Annotated in this window: 15 protein-coding genes and 1 tRNA gene; 6 read left to right on the plus strand and 10 right to left on the minus strand. The window is 73.2% G+C overall.

The window, feature by feature from the left end; genetic code table 11:
* Positions 1-47: 47 nt before the first annotated feature.
* The 10 genes from nagB to HNR16_RS03255 form a co-directional block, all read right to left on the minus strand.
* Positions 48-830, minus strand: coding sequence for a glucosamine-6-phosphate deaminase (nagB, locus tag HNR16_RS03210; RefSeq protein WP_158040134.1), 783 nt, complete (start codon positions 828-830; stop codon positions 48-50).
* 272 nt (positions 831-1102) lie between these two features.
* A complete protein-coding gene (locus HNR16_RS03215; protein ID WP_158040133.1) occupies positions 1103-2863 on the minus strand; it encodes a TerD family protein in 1761 nt (586 codons plus the stop codon).
* A gap of 1 nt (position 2864) precedes the next feature.
* Positions 2865-4346: a TerD family protein gene (locus HNR16_RS18090; RefSeq protein ID WP_158040132.1), complete on the minus strand. Its 1482-nt coding sequence runs from the start codon at positions 4344-4346 to the stop codon at positions 2865-2867.
* 223 nt (positions 4347-4569) lie between these two features.
* A complete protein-coding gene (locus HNR16_RS18095; protein ID WP_179558079.1) occupies positions 4570-4923 on the minus strand; it encodes a hypothetical protein in 354 nt (117 codons plus the stop codon).
* 22 nt (positions 4924-4945) lie between these two features.
* Entirely contained in the window at positions 4946-5173 is a 228-nt protein-coding gene (locus tag HNR16_RS03230) for a hypothetical protein (protein WP_158040131.1), read from the minus strand.
* Between the two features lie 397 nt (positions 5174-5570).
* Positions 5571-6293, minus strand: coding sequence for a copper resistance CopC family protein (locus tag HNR16_RS03235; protein ID WP_158040130.1), 723 nt, complete (start codon positions 6291-6293; stop codon positions 5571-5573).
* 188 nt (positions 6294-6481) lie between these two features.
* Positions 6482-7153, minus strand: a complete 672-nt coding sequence (locus HNR16_RS03240) for a hypothetical protein (protein ID WP_158040129.1) — start codon at positions 7151-7153, stop codon at positions 6482-6484.
* Positions 7154-7226: 73 nt separating this feature from the next.
* Positions 7227-7580 (minus strand): RNA-binding S4 domain-containing protein, encoded by a 354-nt coding sequence (locus HNR16_RS03245; RefSeq protein ID WP_158040214.1) that lies wholly within the window; start codon positions 7578-7580, stop codon positions 7227-7229.
* Positions 7581-7627: 47 nt separating this feature from the next.
* Complete coding sequence (locus HNR16_RS03250) at positions 7628-8173, minus strand: MarR family winged helix-turn-helix transcriptional regulator (protein WP_158040128.1); 546 nt, start codon at positions 8171-8173, stop codon at positions 7628-7630.
* 53 nt (positions 8174-8226) lie between these two features.
* The gene (locus tag HNR16_RS03255; protein WP_158040127.1) at positions 8227-9504 is read right to left on the minus strand and encodes a glutaminase; all 1278 of its coding nucleotides are present in this window, start codon (positions 9502-9504) and stop codon (positions 8227-8229) included.
* A 111-nt stretch (positions 9505-9615) separates the two neighbouring features.
* Between HNR16_RS03255 and HNR16_RS03260 the strand changes: the two genes are divergently transcribed.
* From HNR16_RS03260 to metE, 6 genes are all read left to right on the plus strand, one after another.
* A tRNA-Gln gene (locus HNR16_RS03260) sits at positions 9616-9687 on the plus strand.
* Between the two features lie 40 nt (positions 9688-9727).
* Positions 9728-11191 carry a bifunctional UDP-N-acetylglucosamine diphosphorylase/glucosamine-1-phosphate N-acetyltransferase GlmU gene (gene glmU, locus HNR16_RS03265; protein ID WP_158040126.1) on the plus strand — a complete coding sequence of 488 codons (1464 nt, stop codon included), beginning with the start codon at positions 9728-9730 and terminating at the stop codon, positions 11189-11191.
* Positions 11188-12165, plus strand: a complete 978-nt coding sequence (locus tag HNR16_RS03270; protein ID WP_158040125.1) for a ribose-phosphate diphosphokinase — start codon at positions 11188-11190, stop codon at positions 12163-12165. Before glmU ends, HNR16_RS03270 begins: the two co-directional genes overlap by 4 nt.
* Before the next feature lie 143 nt (positions 12166-12308).
* On the plus strand, positions 12309-15692 hold the full coding sequence (locus tag HNR16_RS03275) for a thiamine pyrophosphate-dependent enzyme (RefSeq protein ID WP_179558080.1): 3384 nt from the start codon (positions 12309-12311) through the stop codon (positions 15690-15692).
* A gap of 332 nt (positions 15693-16024) precedes the next feature.
* Positions 16025-17047 (plus strand): methylenetetrahydrofolate reductase, encoded by a 1023-nt coding sequence (locus HNR16_RS03280; protein WP_158040123.1) that lies wholly within the window; start codon positions 16025-16027, stop codon positions 17045-17047.
* Positions 17048-17147: 100 nt separating this feature from the next.
* The gene (gene metE, locus HNR16_RS03285; RefSeq protein ID WP_158040122.1) at positions 17148-19481 is read left to right on the plus strand and encodes a 5-methyltetrahydropteroyltriglutamate--homocysteine S-methyltransferase; all 2334 of its coding nucleotides are present in this window, start codon (positions 17148-17150) and stop codon (positions 19479-19481) included.
* Positions 19482-19555 lie beyond the last annotated feature (74 nt).

Raw genomic sequence — 19555 nt, forward strand, 5'->3', positions numbered from 1 at the left:
CGGCGGGCGACGCCGGGACCGCGCCCGGCCGTCGCCGCCGCCCTGCCTCACAGACCTTGCCAGGCGGGCTTCGCCTCGTACGCGGCACGGTAGTAGTCCGCGTGCTCGAGGCGCGAGGCCGCGGCCTCGTCCACGAAGACGGTCACGCGCGGGTGCAACTGGATCGCCGAGGCCGGGCAGCCGGCCGAGACGGGTCCCTCGACGGCGCGCGCGACCGCGTCGGCCTTGTGCGCGCCGGAGGCGAACAGCAGCAGGTGCCCGGCCGCGAGGATCGTGCCGATGCCCTGCGTGACGCAGTGCGTGGGCACCTGCTCGGGGGAGTCGAAGAAGCGCGCGTTGTCGCGTCGCGTCTGCGCCGTGAGCGTCTTGATGCGCGTCCGCGAGGCGAGCGACGAACCGGGCTCGTTGAAGCCGATGTGCCCGTCGGTGCCGATGCCGAGGATCTGCACGTCGACGCCGCCCGCGAGGGCGATCGCCTCCTCGTAGCGTTCGCCCGCCGTCGGGAGGCGCTCGAGCGATCCGTCCGGCACGTGCACTCGCTCGGGATCGAGCCCGAGCGGTTCGACGGCCTCGCGGCGGATCGTGCTGAGGTAGCTCTGCGGATGCTCGGGGTCGAGACCCGCGTACTCGTCGAGCGCGAACGCCCGCAGACGATCCATCGGGATCCCGTCGCGCGTGACACGCTCCGCGAGGGCCCGGTAGAGGTGGAGCGGGCTCGATCCCGTCGCGAGGCCGAGCACGAGCTCGGGGTCACGCGTGATGCGATCGGCGAGCAGCGTCGCGGCGGTCGCGGCCGCGTCGGCGTCGGACTGGATGACGACTTCGGTCATGAGATTCTCTCGAAGGAACTGGTGGAGTTGCCCACGTGATGACGCTAGCGGGAACCACCGCCCGAGTGGGTCCTGCGATATCGGGTGCGCCCTCGACGGGCGCGAGACCGGGCACGCGAAAAAAGCCGGGTTGTTGCTACCGGGCCCCGGGCCCGGTAGCAACAACCCGGCTTTTTTGCGTGCGGCGTGCGGCGTGCGGCGTGCGGCGTGCGGCGTGCGGCGTGCGGCGTGCGGCGTGCGGCGTGCGGGGTGCGGGGTGTTCGCGGGGTGGGTCAGGGGTGCGCGAGCGTCTCCACGATGCGGCCCCGCTCCGACGGGTCGAACGGCGCGAGATCGATGTCGAACTGCCACTCCGAGCCCACCCACGGATCACGCAGTGTCTGGCCCTGCGTGACGGGCAGGTGCATCGACACCTCGTCGAGTAGCGTGACCGCCGAGTTCGACGAACGGTCCCCGGGCGGCCCCGTGACGATCATCGACACCCCGTGCGCCGGACCGAGCTCGAGAAGCCGGATGAGCGTCACGAGGTTCTGCTCGTCGATGTCCTCGGCGAGATCGCCGAGGACGAGCACGGTCGGGGCCGCGTCCGTCTCGACGCCCGCGCGAATCGACATGAGCGTCCGGTCGGCGCGATCGACGATGTTCGCGATCCGTGCCGCGATGTCCTCGCGCAGCACCGCGGGCGACGCCGCGAGGAGCGGACCGCACGCCTGCGCGAGCTCCGTCAGCTCGCCGCGCGGATCGACGATCTCGACGCGCGCGGCCGGATCGAGCGCGAGCAGTCTGAGCACGACCGCGATCGCGGCGGGCGCGACCATGTTGGACGGTCCGTCGAGCCACAGCGGCCGGATCATCGGTGCGTACACGCACAGCGGCACGCGCAGCGACGTGTGCGTGGTGTGCACCTCGCCGACGCGGATGCCGTCCGGTGCGGGTCCGCGTCGCAGCCACGACGGCGAATCCCAGGACGCGAGCGGCGCGGGCAGTTGTGGGTCGATGACGCGCAGTTCGTGGGCGAGCACCGAGTGGTCAGCCTCGAGGCGAGCACGGGCCTGGGCGACGAGGTCGTCGTGGCGGCGCTGGGCGTCGTCCCGCGCGGAGCCGCCCCCGGTCGCGCGCGACGCCGGGTCCGCGAGCGCGGTACTCAGTTCGCCGTCGAGGCGGTCCGTCGCGTGTGCCGTCACCGATTCGTACGTGGCGACGGAGCGGGCCGCGTCCTCGAAGACCGACATCATGCGCTCGAACGCGTGCTGTGGCAGCACCGGCACATCGGCGGGCGCGGGCCCCTGCCACTCCGGGCGGGCCGACTGCTGCGGCGCTGCCTGCGACGGGAGGGGGCCCGACGCGTGCACACCCGAACCGGCGGGACCCGACGTCGAGCCGACCGGCGAACCCGGAGACGACGTCCAGGCCGGGGCGGACGCCGGGACGTGCGGGGTGGCGGTCGTGCTCGAGTGCGACGATGCGAACGGCGTCGCGGACGCGTGCGGGACCCCCGCCGTCGAGGGCGGGGGAGATGCTCCAGGCGTCGGCGCCGCAGGGGCCTGCGCGGTTGACGCGCCGTCGTCCTCCACCTCGACACCGTGGGCGACGAGGAGCGCACCGAGACCACCGTCGTACCCCTGACCGACGGCTCGGATCTTCCAGCCCTCACCGCGTCGATAGACCTCCCAGCAGATCGAGGCGGGCCGTGCGTCCGCGACGCGCAGTCGCCCGACGGGGACGCCCGCCGCCGCGATCTCCGCCGTCAGGTCGTCGAGCCGGTCGGCGCCGTCGGCGGAGACCACGCACAGCACGGCGTGTGCGCCGGGCCGTAACGCGGTCGTGTCGATCTCGATGCTCGTCCCCACGAGGCGCACGCCGGGCGTCGTCGGTTGGTTGTAGAACACGACGTCGTCCGTCGAGGCGACGCGCAGGTCGTCACCGACGACGAGCGCGCTGAGGTCGACGGCCTGCCGTGCGGCCGCCGTGAACGTTGCGCTCGTGGCCGGGAGCGGCGCGTTCGCGCCCGGCACGAAGTCGACGTCGGACACGTCAGCTCACGAACCGGGCGAGCTGCGGCGCCGCCTCACCGGGGTGGCGCGCGTTGAAGCCCTCGCCGATCGCCTGCATCTTCCAGTCCGACCCCGAGCGGACGACCTTCGCCATGGCCATCGCCGTGAACGGCATGCCGCCCTGCAGCGTGAAGCGCGCGAGCTCGGCGTTCGTCGTGCCGTCGACGAGGCGGCAGAAGGCGTTCGCGATCTGCTCGAACGTGTGCTGCTTGTACGACGTCACGATGAAGAGGATCTGGTCGACGTGCGGCGGAACGCGCGTGAGGTCGACGTGGATGATCTCGTCGTCGCCGTCACCGTCGCCCGTGAGGTTGTCGCCCGAGTGGCGGATCGAGCCGTCCTTCGAGATCAACTGCCCGTAGTACGCCACGTCGACGATGCTCGGGCCCGCGAACATGAACGCGGACGCGTCGAGGTCGACATCGATCTCGCGGTTGCCGAAGAGCCCACGGCGCTGGATGGGGTCCCAACCGAGGCCCATGCGCACGTACTCGAGCGCGACTCCGCCCTCCTTGCGGAGCGTGACGCCCTGCCCCTTGGCGAGGCTCACGGGGCGGTTCGACTGCAGGGTGGGCTCCGCGGGGGCGGCAGCCGGGGCGCCCTGCCCGAAGCCGGGCGCGGGTGCCTGTTGCGGCTGACCGTAGGCGGGTGCCGGTGCGGCCTGCGCCGCCGGAGCCTGCGGGGGCTGTCCGTACGCCGGTGGCTGCTGTGCGGGCGGCCGGCCGCCGAACGCGGGGGCCTGCTGCGGGTCGTATGCGGGCGCCTGTCCCGGCGCGGGCGCCTGCTGACCGCCGAACGCCGGTGCTTGCTGCGGGCTCGGCGCTGGCGCCTGGGCACCACCGAAGGTCGAGGCGTGCTGCGGATCGTTCGGGGTCGTGTACGGCGGCACCTGCGGGGCGGGGACGGGGGCGGCCTGCTGCGGCTGCGCGGGCGCGGGCGCGGCAGGAGCGGCGGAGCCCCCGTCGAGCTGGACACCGTGGTCCGTCACGAGTTCGGCGAAACCGCCCGCGTAGCCCTGCCCGACGGCGCGCACCTTCCAGGCACCTGCCCGGCGGTAGAGCTCGAGGGCGATGACGACGGACTCGCTCGCGAGGCCGTCGATGACGTAGTCGAACAGCGCGTTGCCCGCCCCGTCGGCGACGATCGCCGTGGGGGCGGGGAACCGACCGAAGCTCGACGAGCCGTCATCGAGTGTGATGACCGCGCGCACCTGGTCGACGTCCTGCGGCACCGCGGCGAGATCGACCTCGAGCGAGGCCGGCTGCCCGGCCGCGCCGGGGACGAGGCGCACACCCGGCCCCTGGGGCTGGTTGTAGAACACGAAGTCGGCGTCCGAGCGCACCTTCCCGTTCGCCGCCACGAGCAGTGCGGAGAGATCGGCGGGCGCGGGGAGCTGCACCGAGACGAGAACCCGGTCGGTCGTGAGCGGGGCGTTCTGGCCCTTGGTGAGTGAGGTCGGCACAGGCGTGATCCTGACGTGTCGGGGCGGATGGTGGAACTCGGGGTCGATCAAGCGTTCCTACTGTACGAAACTCCCACGACACGACGGTGCGCTCGGGCCGGACGGCAGGGTGGAGATCCGGAGTCAGCGTATTGGGATCACCGCGGGGTCACGTCGTCCTGGCGACGGATGCGACGCCGGGTCGTCGTACGGGGCACGCGCCCCGGGTGCGTCGGGCGAGCGCTCAATCGCCGCCACCGTCACCGCCCCCGTCGCCGCCTCCACCACCATCGCCGCCCCAGCCACCGCCGTCGTCCCACGAGCCGAATCCGCCGTGCTCGTGCTGGTCCGTCGGCCACCAGCCGCCGTCACCGCCTGCCCCGCCGGCCCCGCCGTGACGTCGGTACCGAATCCGGCGGCGGCGAGCACGAATGCTGTGGAAGACCGACGCGACGAGCAAGAACAGGAGCATCGCGACGACACTGCCGGCGATGAGCAGCCACTCGACGGGCGACATCCCCCAGAACAACGGGGCGTCCGGCCCGGCGGAGCCCACGGGGTGGGCGGCGTGGGACAGCGACGTCAGGACATCGGACACGAGGCGATCGGGCCGTGCCCCGTCAATCACCGCCACCGCCCCCGTCGCCACCACCGCCGTCGCTCGATCCCCACCCACCGTCGGCGTGCCCCGAATCCCAATCGCCGGCGTCACCACCGGCGGCCGTGCCGCGACGCCGACCGGACGGCCTGCGCGCGCCCCGCACGGTGGCGACGACGATGACGACGACGATCGTCACGACGACGAGGATGCCGAGGGCGAGGATCCCGAGCACGATCAGGTCGGGCACTCCGGCGGACGCGCTCGCGACGTGCTCGGTGAGTCGCGCGGCGGCGGCGGGAGCCTCCTACTGCGGCGGGGCGATGGGCGGCTGCACGATGGCGCTCCTTGCTGCGGTGCCGTTCACGGTGATCGGGATGTTGCGATGACGGTCACGCTATGGGCACCCGGGCAGCCGAGGCGTCGGTACCCGGACGGAGGCGTCGTCCGTCCGGCGGCGGAGTGCACGGACGGTGCGGGGCGAGCCGTCCGGTGCGTCCCCTCCGGCGCCGTCGGCCGCGGCGAGGGCGGGCCCGGGCGAGGCGCCGGGCCGTCCGGCGCGCGGCGTGCGCGGCCGATCGGCCCGGGCGACCCGACGGGAATCGCGTGTCACACGTTCGTGCGGCACCGTCGGACGTGCGGCGCCGTCAGGCGCGGTCGTCACCCTCCCGGTCGGCCGGCCGCGACTCGCTCTCGTCGAGCCCCGCCGTGTCGACCCCCGCTCGCGCTCGTGCCCGCCTGACGACGAGCGTCACGGCGACCGCCGCAGCACCGGCGACGACGACGAGCAGTGCCCACACGAACGAGGGGACCCCGCCGTCGTCGGCGGGGACGGCCGTGGCCGCCGTGCCCGACGGCTCCGGGGCGACGGCGCCCACGTCGCTCGTCGCCTCCGCCGTCGCCGGCGTACTCGGGTCGGCGCTCGGCCGGGATTCCGCCGCGGCGACCGAGAACGCGATCGTCCCGCTGATCGGGTGGCCGTCGGAGGAGACGACGCGCCACTCGATCGAGTAGTCGCCGTCGCCGAATGGTTCGGGAATGGGCACCGTGACGTCGGTCCCGTCGAGCGCGAGCGGGTCCGTCGGCACGACGGTGCCCCCGGCGTCGAGGAGTTGCACCTCGGAGCCGACGTCGAGGATCTCCGCGCTGAAGCGCAGGAGGAGTTCGCTCGGCGCCGCGGTGAGGGTCTCGCCCTCGGACGGGCTGCTCTCGACGAGCTGATCGTGGGCACTCGCGGGGCCCGCCGCCCAGAGTGAGAGCGAGGCGGCGAGGAGCGCGCCGAGCGACGCGAGCGTTCGCAGGGAGCCCCGGCGCCGTCCGCGGCTGCGGGCGCGGTCGTGGGTCGTGGTGGTCGTGGTGGTCATTGTCATGGAGTTCGTCCTCGTTCGTCGTCGCCGGCGCCCGGGCGACGACGGGTGGGCGAGGCCACCGGTCGTCGGTAGGGCGGGCGAGCGCGGTCGTCGGAGCGGCGGCCTGGATCACCGATCGTCGTGGCACGCCGCCTGTCGCGCGCTCGGGCGCGGGCCGACACGGACGGGCCCGGTGGGGGCCGTCGGCGTCAGCGCATCGCGGGGAGCACGCGAGCGCCCAGCGTGGGCGGACCACGCAGCCCGAGGCTCGTCGCGAGGCGTTCCTGCAGCGACGGCACCCACGGAAGATCGAGTGCGACGCCGCGGGGCGACGCGACCTCCTGCCGCCGCGGCGGCACGAGTCGCGAGAGGGCGAGGATGCGGAGCACGAACGCGCGGAGCGCGCCGAGCGCGGCGACGAGCGTCTCGCCACGGTGCAGCGCGAGCGTCGTCACGATCGCCGCGACCGCGTGCAGGAGCCACATGGGCGAGTCGGCGTGTCCCGCGTGCCCCGTCCCCGCGGCGCTGAGGGCGGCGAGGGCGGTCGCCGGGTCGACGTGGTGCGCGTGCGCGGCGGCCGGCACGACGTGGGAGGTGTTCGCGGTCGCGCCGAGCACGAACAGAACGTGGAACGCGAACTGGCTCACCGCGACCGAGAGGCCGAGTCGAACGAGCGAATGACGCAGACCGGCAAGCCGGATACACGCCGTCGTCGCGACGAGCAGCGGCAGGACGACCCCGACGGGCCCGGGCACCGCACCACCCGCCGCGAGGTGGGAGACGAGGGCGACGAACGTCGAGACGACGGCCGCAGCGGAGCCGAGCAGGAATCGACGGCGGCGCTGCGCGCTCGCAGCAGCCGAGATCGTCGCGCCCTCCACGCCCCCGATCGTAGTCGTCCGGTGACGTCGACGTGGCGCACGGACGGTGGCGTGGGCGGCGGGCCGCGGCCCCTCAGCGGCCGCGGAGCCGGTCCAGATCGCGCCGTTCGCGCTTCGTCGGGCGTCCGGCGCCGCGATCCCGCACGGCGTAGACGCCCGTCTCGCCCGCCTTCGGGCGCGGCGGTGAACGGTCGACGACGTGTTCGGCGGCGACCTGCGCGCTCCCGCGCTTCTGGAGGAGGCCCGCGACCTCCAGCACCCGATCGAATCCGGCCACCCGGACGCGCACGGTGTCGCCGACCCGCACCGGGGCGGCGGCCTTCGCGCGCTCGTCGTCGATGCGCACGTGTCCCGCCCGGCACGCCTCGGTCGCTGCCGAGCGCGTCTTGAACACGCGCACCGCCCAGAGCCACACGTCGACCCGCATCGACGTGGGCGCCGGTGGCACCGGAGGCTTGGCGGACGGACGTCGGTTCACGACGCGGGACGCTCGTCGTGCGTGTCGACGTCCATCGCGAAGGAGAGCACGCGCAGCGACCCCGCGAGGTCGTCGCGCGCCGTGGGGTCCAGATCGCTCAGCACGAGTCGTTCGGCCGCGACGAGGCGTGTGAGCGCGTCGTCGACGAGCGCCCGTCCGGGTTCGGTCATGCGCACGAAGATGCCGCGCCCGTCGTTCGGGTCGGTCTCGCGCTCGACGAGTCCGCGCTGCGCGAGCCGATCGATGCGATTCGTCATCGTGCCGCTCGAGACGAGGGTCACGGCGAGCAATTGCTTGGGGCTCAACCGGTGCGGCGCGCCCGCGCGGCGCAGCGCCGACAGCACGTCGAACTCCCACAGCTCGAGCCCGGTCTCGCCGAACGCCTTCTTCCGCACCGCGTCGAGCTGTTTCGCGATGCGCTTGACGCGCGAGAAGATGCGGAGCGGATCGACGTCGAGATCGGGGCGTTCGCGCTCCCAGTCGAGCACGATCTCGTCGACCGCGTCACGCTGAGCGGCGCGGTTCCGGGCGTGCTGGTCCATCCACCCATTATCACCCGCGGGCTCCTGCACGGTCCGGCGGCCGTCCCGAGCCGTCATCCCGCCGCGAGCGGTTCGTCCACGACGACCGCCGCCCCGAGCGCATCCGCGGACACGTCGCCGAGGAGCTCGCCGGGGTCGTGCACCGTCACCGAGACGCCGTCGAGCGCGACCCGACGGCCCGCCTCGACGAGCATCCGCACCGCGACGTCGCTCATCGTGAACACGTCCTCGAGGTCGACGACGAGACTCCCGAGATCGCCCGTGTCGAGCTGCGAGAGTGCGCGCAGGACGCGCTCCGCGCCCGTGAACAGCATCGAACCGCGCAAGCGGACGGTGACGGTCCGCGCGCCGTCCCCGTCGATGTCCACCTCGGGGGCGCTCATGATGCTGCGCGCCGGCTGCACCGACTCCATGAGGTGCAGGCCCGTGTCGGCGGAGAGCCGCTCGCACACCTGCACGCCGCGGACGCTGTTCCCGTGCTCGTCGAGCCTGGGTGAGAACACCGCGAGGCCGAGCTGCCCGGGCAGCGCACCGATCACGCCGCCCGACACGCCGCTCTTGGCGGGGATGCCCACCGTCGTGATCCAGTCGCCCGCCGCGTCGTACATGCCGCAGCTCAACATGACGCTCAGCACCTGCCGCACGACGCGCGGATCGATGATCCGGCGGCCCGATTGCGGCTGCCGACCCGAGTTCGCGAGCGTCGCGGACATGAGCGCGAGGTCGCGCGCCGTGACGTCGATCGAGCACTGCCGCGTGTAGCCGCGGACGATCTCCTCCGGATCGTCCTCGATGATGCCCTGAGCGCGCAGCATGTGGGCGATGCCGAGATTGCGGTGCGCGGTCGACATCTCCGACTCGAACACGGCCTCGTTCACGTGCAGTTCGCGACCGGCGAGCTCGGAGAACGCCTCGAGCACGCGTTCGACGCGCTCGTCCTCCGAGCTCAGTCCGTCGACGACGAGCGCGTGCGACGCGATCGCGCCGGCATTGATCATCGGGTTGTACGGCCGTCCCGTCCCCGCCTCGAGCGACAGCTCGTTGAACGCGTTGCCGCTCGGTTCGACGCTGATACGGCGCAGCACCTCGTCGAGCCCCGAGTCCTGGATCGCGAGGGCGTACACGAACGGCTTCGAGATGGACTGGATCGTGAACTCGACGTCGACGTCGCCCGCCGCGTAGACCTCGCCGTCGATCGTCGACAGGGCGACGCCGAGACGTTCCGGATCGGCTCGAGCCAGGTCCGGGATGTAGTCGGCGAGGGCACCCGAACGGTCGGACGCACACGCGTCGACGACTTCGAGCAGGTAGTCGGGCAGCGGCGATCGCATTCGGCCTCCTGGGTCGTGGGGCACCAGTCCACCACGGCGGCGTGGCCGAACGCGACGGCGCGGTGCGGCGGATCTGGCAGACTTGTCGCGCGGACGCCGCGGCGTTCGTGGTCCTCCTTGGTGTAACGGCAGCACAACAGCCTTTGGAGCTGTGGGGTCCAGGTTCGAATCCTGGGGGAGGAACGACCGGCGGTAGGGGCCGTCGGCGAGCGAGGGAGGTCCCGTGACCCGATCCGATCTGGCCGTCGTCATCCTTGCGGCAGGGCAGGGCACGCGGATGCGTTCGAGATTGCCGAAGGTGCTGCACACACTGGGCGGCGTGCCGCTCATCGGGCACGTGCTGCGCACCGCGGCGGAGCTCGAGCCGGCCCACACGGTGACGGTCGTCCGGCACCAACGCGATCGCGTGGAGGAGGCCGTGCGCGAGCTCGACCCGAACACGCTCATCGCGGATCAGGACGAGATCGCGGGCACGGGGCGCGCGCTCGAGGTCGGTCTCGCGGTGCTCCCGGACCACTTCGAAGGTGTCGTGGTCGTGCTCTCCGGCGACGTGCCGCTGCTCGATTCGCCGACGGTGTCGCGGCTCGTCGCCGAGCACCGGGCGGCGCAGAACCAGCTCACGCTCCTCAGCGCCTCGTACGCCGACCCGACCGGGTTCGGGCGCATCGTGCGCGATAGCGAGGGCGCGGTGCGCGCGATCGTCGAGCAGAAGGACGCGAGCGAGGACGAGCTGCGGATCCACGAGATCAACGCCGGCGTCTACGCGTTCGACGCCGCGACGATCCGTCGACTGCTCGGCGGTATCGGCACCGACAACAGCCAGGGCGAGAAGTACCTGACCGACGCGGTGCGGCTCATCACGATCGAGGGCGGCCGGATCGAGGCGGTCCAGGTCACGGACCCGTGGCTCGTCCAGGGCATCAACGACCGGGTGCAGCTGAGCGACGCGGCGACCGAGTACAACCGTCGCCTCATCGAGGACTGGCAGCGCCGCGGCGTGACCGTCCACGACGCGGCCTCGACGACGATCGAGCGCGACGTGACGCTCGGTCAGGACGTCGAGCTCCTGCCCGGCACGCAGCTGCGGGGTGCGACGAGCATCGCCGACGGCGCGATCATCGGCCCCGACACGACGCTCGTCGACTGCGAGGTCGGCGAGGACGCCGTCGTCAAGCGCACCGACGCGACGCTCTCGGTCATCGGCGCACGCGCGACCGTCGGGCCCTGGTCGTACCTCCGTCCGAACTCGATCGTGGGTGAGGACGGCAAGGTGGGGACGTTCGTCGAGACGAAGAACGCGACGATCGGCCGCGGCTCGAAGGTGCCGCACCTGAGCTACATCGGCGACACGACCGTCGGCGAGGAGTCGAACGTGGGTGCGGGCACGATCACGGCGAACTACGACGGGGTGAACAAGCACCGGACGACGGTCGGCGACCACGTGCGCTCCGGGTCGCACAACGTCTTCGTCGCGCCCGTTACGATTGGCGACGGCGCCTACACGGGTGCCGGAACGGTCGTCCGCAAGGACGTGCCCGCCGGAGCGCTCGCGATCAACGTGGCGCCGCAGCGCAACATCGAAGGTTGGGTCGCCACCAACCGGGCGGGCACCGCGGCGGCCGACGCCGCGGCACGCGCGGCCGGCGTGACGTCGCACGAAGAGGAAGAGAACGGTACCCCCCAGTGACCGGCATCATCACCAGCGGCGAGAAACGGCTCGTCATCGTCACGGGCCGTGCGCACCCGCAGCTCGCCGAGGACGTCGCGCACGAACTCGGCACACAGGTGCTCGAGACGGAGTCGCGCACGTTCGCGAACGGCGAGATCTACGCGCGCTTCGGCGAGAGCATCCGCGGTGCGGACGTGTTCATCATGCAGTCGCACTGCAATCCGATCAACGAGTGGCTCATGGAGCAGCTCATCATGGTCGACGCGGCGAAGCGTGCGTCCGCGAAGCGCATCACGGTCGTCGCACCGTTCTACCCGTACGCGCGGCAGGACAAGAAGGGGCGTGGGCGGGAGCCCATCTCGGCCCGTCTCGTCGCCGACATGTACAAGGCCGCGGGTGCCGACCGCATCATGTCGATCGATCTGCACGCGGCACAGATCCAGGGATTCTTCGACGGCCCCGTCGACCACCTCTTCGCGATGCCCGTGCTGCTCAAGCACTTCAAGGAGAAGCTCGACCCCGAGACGCTCACGGTCGTCTCGCCCGACATGGGTCGAGTGCGCGTCGCCGACGTGTGGAGCGACCACCTCGAGTCGCCGCTCGCGATCATCCACAAGCGCCGCGACCCGGCGGTCGCGAACGAGGTGACGGTGCACGACATCGTCGGCAACGTCGAGGGTCGCGTGTGCCTGCTCGTCGACGACCTCATCGACACGGGCGGCACGATCGTGAAGGCGGCCGAGGCGCTCAAGGCGAACGGCGCGATCGGCGTCGTCGTGGCGGCGACCCACGCCGTGTTCTCGCCGCCGGCCGTCGAGCGGCTCTCGAGCGACGCGATCGACGAGGTCGTCGTGACCGACACGCTCCCGCTGCCGCCCGAGAAGCGCTTCGAGAAGCTCACGATCCTGCCGATCGCACCGCTCATCGCGCGCGCCGTCAACAACGTGTTCAAGGACGACTCGGTGACGTCGATGTTCGACGGCGCCGCCTGACTCACTGAGGATTCGCGGGGCTCGTCCGTTCGTCGGTCGGGCCCCGTATCCTGGAGTGCACACGCGCAACATGCGTCCCGCCGACGGCGGGTGACGGGGGAGTGCGCCGCGGTCGCGGCGCGCGCTTGGGGGGACTTCGCAACATGAACGCACGGCACGCCGGACCGCTCGATTCGGGTGATGAGCCCGCCGCATCGGCCCCGGCCCCGACGCCGACGCGTGCGCCGGCGCTGCCCGGTTCTCGGCGCGCTCGTCGTGAAGCACTCGAGGCCGAGCGCGCGCGAGCGGGCGAGCGGTCCGCGGCCGGGCAGCCGCCGGTCGAGCACACGCCCCGTGCCACCGCCGTCGGGGCCGAACCCCCGGAGCGCGTCCGGCCCGCCGCAGCGAGGCGGACGGTCGACGCGCACCACGACACCGCACCGCTCGGCGAACACCTCGTGGCGGCGGGCCGTGAACGCGTCGGCGGGCGCGACGAACCCGTCGCCGTCGGTGCCGCCGTCGCGCACGACGACGCCCGGCTGCAGACCGAGGCGGGGACGAATACCGGTACGCCGCCGGGAGGCCGTCGGGTCGCGGCTCCCGCGGAATCGTCGGGCGTCCCGCACACGTGGCAGGCTCCGTCGCGTCCGCGCTTCGGTGCGCCGGCGAGACGGCCCGATGCCGACACGGCGGCCCTCCCCACGTCGAGCGGCGTCGGCTTCCGGCCCGTCGATCCGCGTCACCGCACGGCTCCGGCGCCGTCGATCTGGGACGTCATGTCCGGGACGCGCCATGCGGGTCCGTCCGCGCCGCGCGGCGACGACCCGTTCGCTCGCGACGCCGCGTTCGCGCAGGACGACATCGATCGCCAGTGGTCGAGCGCGGAGGACGTCTGGCCCTCGATGCCGCCGTCGCCCGAGGCGGCCACGGATTCCGCGGAGGAGGAGCGCGGCGCGCCGGTCGACGTCGTCGAGGCCGATGTCGTCGAGGCCGAGTTCGTCGAGGACGAGTTCGTCGACGCAGAGCTCGTCGAGGTCGGGACGGTCGAGGTCGGGACGGTCGATGTGCCGCCGCCCGCGGCCGATGCGCTCGAGCGTGACGTCCGCTCCGCGTTCGCGGCCGGTGACCCGGCCGTCACGCAGCGCGGGGACACGTCACCGGTGGACGCACACCGGCCGTCCTCGTCCGCCGCACCCCGCCCGGACGCCGCGTCCGCCGTGGACACCGGCGCGGACGCGACGAGGGTGACCGACGACGTCTCGATCGATGCGGACACCGCCCCGATCGCGGTGAATCGCAGCGGCGTCGCATTCGTCGACGGCGCCGGGGTCGTCGGCGATCGCGCCCGCGCGGCCGTCATGCCCGAGCCGGACGTCGCGGACACGACCGAGGCGGAGACCGCCGCCCCGAAGCTCGAGTCCCGGACGCCCCACGAGTCGGCCGCTCTCGACCACGTGCCCGATGGGGGTCAGGCGGCCGACGGGGACGCGGTGACCGATGGCTCGGCGGACGTCGAGCCGGTGCCGACCGCGTTCGCCGCGGTCGAGCCGACGGCCCTCGAGCCGACGGCCCTCGAGCCGACGGCCCTCGAACCGACCAGGGACGAGCCGACGGCCGTCGAGCCGACCAGGGACGAGTCGACGATCGTCGAGCCGACGGCCGTGGATGGTGCCGACGACGAGCCGACGGCCTCCGGCGAGGCGGCCGATCCCCACGCGGAACCGGGCGCGTACGCGACGTCGGACGACCATCGCCCGGGACGGGCCGACGAGCGCCTCGCGGCGGCATTCGTGCGCCTCGGCATCGGTCAGGTCGTCACGACGGGCGGAGCGGGGGCGACCGAGCACGCGCTCTCGACGCGCGGCGTCGTCGTGACCTCGATCGAGCGCCCCGGCGCGGCGGTCGCCGCGGCCGACGTGGGGGTCCGCGTCTCCGGTCGGCTCGGCGTCGTGCTGCTCGACGACGCCGCCGCCGCTGCCGCGTCGATCGCGGAGGCGGCCGACGCGGGCAGTGGCCTCGTGGTGCTCGTCCGGCCAGGACGGACCACTCGCGACGCGGACGCGGACCTCGTCCGCGCGACGGGCGCGATCGTCCTCGCCGACGAGACCGATCGGCCGATCGACGAGCATCTCGAGCGCGCACTCCGGACCGCCGCGCTCGACGGCCGTCCCGTCGTGCTCCGCGTCCCCGAATCGGCGCCCGCCGGCGCGAGCGAGCACACGCCGCATCCGACGACGCGACGTTCGATCGTCGCCCACCCCGGGGACAGCCGCCGCATCCGCCCCGCGCCCGGGCAACTCGAAGGGTTGCAGTCCGCGCTGCTCGGTGCCGAACGCCCCGTCTTCGTGGCGGGCCCGGGCGCCTCGGACGCCGCTGGGGCGATCCTCGCGCTCGCCGACGAGTGCGGCGCCCTGCTCGCGACGGGGGACGCGAGTGTGGGCACCTTCCGGGAGTCCGGCGTGCGGTCACCCGCCGACATCGGCTCCGTCGGCGCGCACGCGACGCCGCTCGCACGGGAACTGTGCGAGGGGGCCGATCTCGTCGTCGCCTGGGGCGGCGCGGTGGCCGGGCCCACCACCCAGCTCGTCCGGATCGACGACGATCCGTCGGCGCTCGGCGCGCTCGATGTCGGGCAGATCGGCATCGTCGGCGATTGCACGCTCACCGCGGTCGACGCGCTCCAGGTGCTGCAGCGCGAACGGCTCCTGCGAGAGGCCGCCGAGGCGGGCCCCCGGCGCACGGGCCGCCGCGCCGCCCCGGCCGACGACCGGACCGTCGAACGCGAGGCGGCGGCACTGCTCGCCGACGACGGACAGGCGATCTTCGAGGAGCTCGACCCGCTCCCGCCGCTGACCGACGCGCCGCCCGCGCCCATGCGCGCCCGCTCCTCGTTCACACCCGCGACGGCGCGAGCCGCGACGGGGCCCGCCGCCGCGTCCGAGGAGGCGGCGCCACCACGGACCGGTTACCGCTCGCCCGACGTGCTCGCGCGGATCGCGGGGCAACGCGATTGGCGCGACGTGCCCTTCGAGGACGCGTCCGGCGCGACCGGCACGGGGTGGCGCATCGACGCCCGGCGCCTCGTCACCGAGCTCGGTGAGGCGCTGCCCGACGACCGGATCGTCGTCGTCGGTGCCGGGCGGCGAGCGACGGTGGCCGCGCGACGGCTGGCCGTGCGCGATGCGGCCGGGCACGTGCCCGCCGTCTCGCGCGACGCCGACGCGATCGCGAGCGCGATCGGTGCGGCGCGGTCGGCACCCGCGCGGCTCCCCGTGCTCGTGACGGACGACTCGGGGTTCCGCGGCGGGCTCGCCGAACTCGGGACGGCCGTGCGATCAGGGATCCCGCTCGTCGTGGTCGTGCTCGACGCGTCGCCCGCCGGAGCCGAGGACCTCGCCGCGGTCGCCGGTGCCCTGGGGGCACAGGAGATGCGCGTCCGCGAACCGGGCGATCTCGGTGCCGTGACACGTCAGCTCGCCGAGCGCTCGCCGGGCGCCTCGGCGCGGCCGCTCGTGATCGTCGCGAACGTGGTCGAACAGGCCGACTGACCACGGCCGGGCGGGTCGGCGGGCCCGGTCCGCGCCGAGGACGACACACCGGCATCACGACGCCGCGTTCGGTCGCGTCCCGGGCATCGAGCTGCCGCGACGACGGCACGCACTCGTCACAAAGCGCAACGTCGAACGCACGCATCTTGGAGCGACGGCCCGCACGCCGGTATGGTGAACCCACGTTCCACCGGTTCGATCGGTGGAGTTCGAGCTCACCGGGAAGCCTCCCGAGCACCGCCGCCGGTTCACGCCGTGCGACGGACCGCCCTTCGCCACACACGCGAATCCGGTCGAGGCGATGCCCGGCCGGATCGACTCCGGAGCCCGACATGACCCCGCCGTACGCAGGTGCAGCCGCACGCGTCGACCCCGACGGTGCGCAGCGCATTCCGTTCTCGTTCGAGTTGTTCCCGCCACGGAACGCCGACGTGGCGGCGCGCATGCCCGACATCGTCGCGCGGCTCGCGGCACTCCGGCCCGAGTTCATCTCCGTCACCTTCGGTGCCGGCGGCTCGTCCCGTTCGACCTCGCTCGATCTGCTGCGCCGCATCCGCACGACGACCGACATCACACCGCTCGCGCACCTCACGTGCGTCGGGTCGTCGTACGCCGAGGCGACCGGCATCATCCGCGAGTTCCTCGACGAGGGCATCACGAACTTCCTCGCGCTCCGCGGCGACCCGCCCGCGGGTCTCGGCGAGGACGACGAGTTCCTCGGCGACCTGCGGACGGGCGCCGAACTCGTCCAGCTCATCCACCGCGTCCGCCGTGAGCACGTGTCGGTCACGCCGAGCCTCGCGGCAGGCCACGAGGAACCCCGCTGGCGCGTGGGCGGCCGCCCCGGCGCGACGGTCTGCGTCGCCGCCTACCCGAACGGGCACCCGCGCTCGCGGAGCATCCGGCAGGACTACGACGCACTGCTCGCGAAGGAGGCCGCGGGCGCGAACCTCGCGTTCACGCAGCTCTTCTTCCACGCCGACGACTACCTGCGCTTCGTCGAGGGGGCGCGCACCGCGGGCGTCACGATGCCCATCGTGCCGGGCCTGCTCGCCGTCACGTCCACGGCGAGACTGCGACGCATGGCCGAGCTCGCGGGCGAGCCGATCCCCGTCGGCCTGTACCGCTCGCTCGAGCGCGCCCGATCGGTCGGTGCACGACGCGAGGTCGGCATCGCGCACGCGACCGCGCTCGCCCTCGACCTGCTCGACGGCGGCGCACCCGGCATCCACCTCTACACGCAGAACCGCATCGACGAACCCACCGAACTGCTCGCCCGTATCGGGGCGATCGAGCGAGGTGGTGCCGGCCTCCACGCCGACCGAATGCCCGCGGGGACGCTCAGCCGAGCCTGAGCGGACTCCGCCCCGACGACCCACGATCACCCGACCGCGACGGGAACCCCCGGTCCCCGTCGACCGCCCGACCGAACGATCCATCCCGCAAGGAGACACGATGACGACAACGACCTTCCCGACCGGCACCATCCTCGGCTACCCGCGCATCGGCCGCCGCCGCGAGCTCAAGCAGGCGCTCGAGTCGTACTGGCGCGGCGCGAGCGAGCGGGCCGCGTTCGAGGAGGCCGCCGCGGGCGTGCGCCGCGCGACCCGCGAGCGACTCGCGGCGCTCGGACTCGGCCGCGACGACTCGTCGATCCCCGAATCGAGTGCGCACTACGACCAGGTGCTCGACACGGCGCTCGCGGTCGGTGCGGTCCCCGCCCGGTTCGCGGACGTGCTCGACGCCGACGGCCGCGTCGACCTCGACGGCGAGTTCACGCTCGCCCGCGGTGACGCCGAGCGCGCGCCGCTCGAGATGACGAAGTGGTTCGACACGAACTACCACTACCTCGTGCCCGAGATCGGTCCCGAAACGGCGTTCCACGTGGCCGACTCCCGCATCGCCGCTCGCGTCGCCGAGGCGCGCGCCGAGGGCTTCACGACGCGTCCCGTGCTCGTCGGCCCCGTCACGCTCCTGCTGCTCTCGAAGGCCGAGGACGGCGCGCCCGCCGAGTTCTCGCCGCTCGACCGCCTCGCTGACCTCGTGCCCGTGTACGTCGAGGTGCTTCGCGAGCTGCGTGAGGCCGGCGCCGAGTGGGTGCAGCTCGACGAGTCGGGCCTCGTGTCGGAGACGCTCGGCGTCGACGCCGACACGGTGCTCGAGGCGACGCGCGCCGCGTACGCGCAGCTCCACTCGGCCACCGACCGCCCCGAGCTGTTCGTCGCGACCGCCTACGCCGACCTCGGCGACGAGGCGTTCCGCACGCTCGCCGACTCGGGCGTCGCCGCGATCGGTGTCGACCTCGTGCGCGGCTCGGCCCCCTCGGCCGAGGCCGTCGCCGCCGCGGGCGACGTGACGATCGCCGCGGGCGTCATCGACGGCCACAACATCTGGCGCGGTGACCTCGCCGCCGCGTTCGCGACGCTCGAGGAACTACGCGCCCAGGGCGCGACCGTCGCCGCGTCGACCTCCACGTCGCTCCAGCACGTGCCCCACGACGTCGCCGACGAGCCGCAGCTCGACGCGCGCCTCGCCTCGTGGCTCGCGTTCGCCGACCAGAAGGTCGGCCAGATCGTGACCCTCGCGCGCGGCCTCACGGAGGGCCGCGACGCGATCGCGGCCGAGCTCGACGCGGCGACCGCCGCGGCCGAGGACCGCGCGGGCGCCCCCGGCGTCCGCGACGAGAAGGTCCGCGCCCGGACCGCGGCGCTCGGCGAGAAGGACTTCTCGCGCGAGGACGCCGAGGTGCGCGAGGCGGCGCAGCAGACGGCGCTCGGTCTGCCCGTGCTCCCGACGACGACGATCGGCTCGTTCCCGCAGACGCGCGAGATCCGCGTGGAGCGTCAGCGCTTCGCGAAGGGCGAGATCGACCGCGAGACCTACGACGGCTTCCTGCGCGAGGAGATCGCACGCGTCGTCGCGCTCCAGGAGGAGCTCGGCCTCGACGTCATCGTGCACGGCGAGCCCGAGCGCAACGACATGGTGCAGTACTTCGCCGAGAACTTCGACGGCTTCGACGTGACCGTCAACGGCTGGGTGCAGTCGTACGGCTCGCGCTGCACGCGCCCGTCGATCCTCTGGGGCGACGTCTCGCGCCCCGAGGCGTTCACGGTGCCCTGGTCGTCGTACGCCCAGTCGCTCACCTCGAAGCCCGTCAAGGGCATGCTGACCGGCCCCGTCACGATCCTCGCGTGGTCGTTCGTGCGCGACGACCAGCCGCTCGGTGAGACCGCGAACCAGGTCGCGCTCGCGCTGCGCGACGAGATCGAGGACCTCGAGACCGCCGGCATCGGCATCATCCAGGTCGACGAGCCCGCCCTGCGCGAGCTGCTGCCGCTCAAGCAGGCGGACCAGGCCGACTACCTCGACTGGTCGGTCGCCTCGTTCCGTCTCGCGACGTCGGGCGCCGCCGAGCGCACCCAGATCCACACGCACCTCTGCTACTCGGAGTTCGGGCAGATCATCGACGCGATCGACGGCCTCGACGCCGACGTGACCTCGATCGAGGCGGCGCGTTCGCGCATGGAGGTCGTCGAGGACCTGGAGAAGCACCACTACGCGCGCGGCATCGGCCCCGGCGTGTACGACATCCACTCGCCGCGCGTGCCGAGCACCGAGGAGATCGAGCAGCTGCTCGAGACGGCCCTCGAGGGCATCGACTCGCGCCTGCTGTGGGTGAACCCCGACTGCGGCCTCAAGACCCGCGGCTACGAGGAGACCGAGGCGTCACTGCGGAACCTCGTCGAGGCGGCGAAGACCGCGCGTGAGCAGCTCGCACAGAACGCGTAGCGCGCACGTCGCACGAAACGGGTCGGCCCTCCGGAATCACTCCGGAGGGCCGACCCGTTTCGTGTCGCCGCGCG

Origin of the sequence: Pseudoclavibacter chungangensis, assembly GCF_013410545.1 — a bacterium.
Classification (GTDB): Bacteria; Actinomycetota; Actinomycetes; order Actinomycetales; family Microbacteriaceae; genus Pseudoclavibacter; species Pseudoclavibacter chungangensis.

What these genes read in the sequence shown, in the direction of transcription:
- nagB (WP_158040134.1), bottom strand. Translation starts at nt 830, where the DNA reads ATGACCGAAGTCGTCATCCAGTCCGACGCCGACGCGGCCGCGACCGCC.
- HNR16_RS03235 (WP_158040130.1), bottom strand. Translation starts at nt 6,293, where the DNA reads ATGACAATGACCACCACGACCACCACGACCCACGACCGCGCCCGCAGC.
- HNR16_RS03245 (WP_158040214.1), bottom strand. Translation starts at nt 7,580, where the DNA reads ATGCGGGTCGACGTGTGGCTCTGGGCGGTGCGCGTGTTCAAGACGCGC.
- HNR16_RS03250 (WP_158040128.1), bottom strand. Translation starts at nt 8,173, where the DNA reads ATGGACCAGCACGCCCGGAACCGCGCCGCTCAGCGTGACGCGGTCGAC.
- HNR16_RS03255 (WP_158040127.1), bottom strand. Translation starts at nt 9,504, where the DNA reads ATGCGATCGCCGCTGCCCGACTACCTGCTCGAAGTCGTCGACGCGTGT.
- HNR16_RS03275 (WP_179558080.1), top strand. Translation starts at nt 12,309, where the DNA reads ATGAACGCACGGCACGCCGGACCGCTCGATTCGGGTGATGAGCCCGCC.
- HNR16_RS03280 (WP_158040123.1), top strand. Translation starts at nt 16,025, where the DNA reads ATGACCCCGCCGTACGCAGGTGCAGCCGCACGCGTCGACCCCGACGGT.
- metE (WP_158040122.1), top strand. Translation starts at nt 17,148, where the DNA reads ATGACGACAACGACCTTCCCGACCGGCACCATCCTCGGCTACCCGCGC.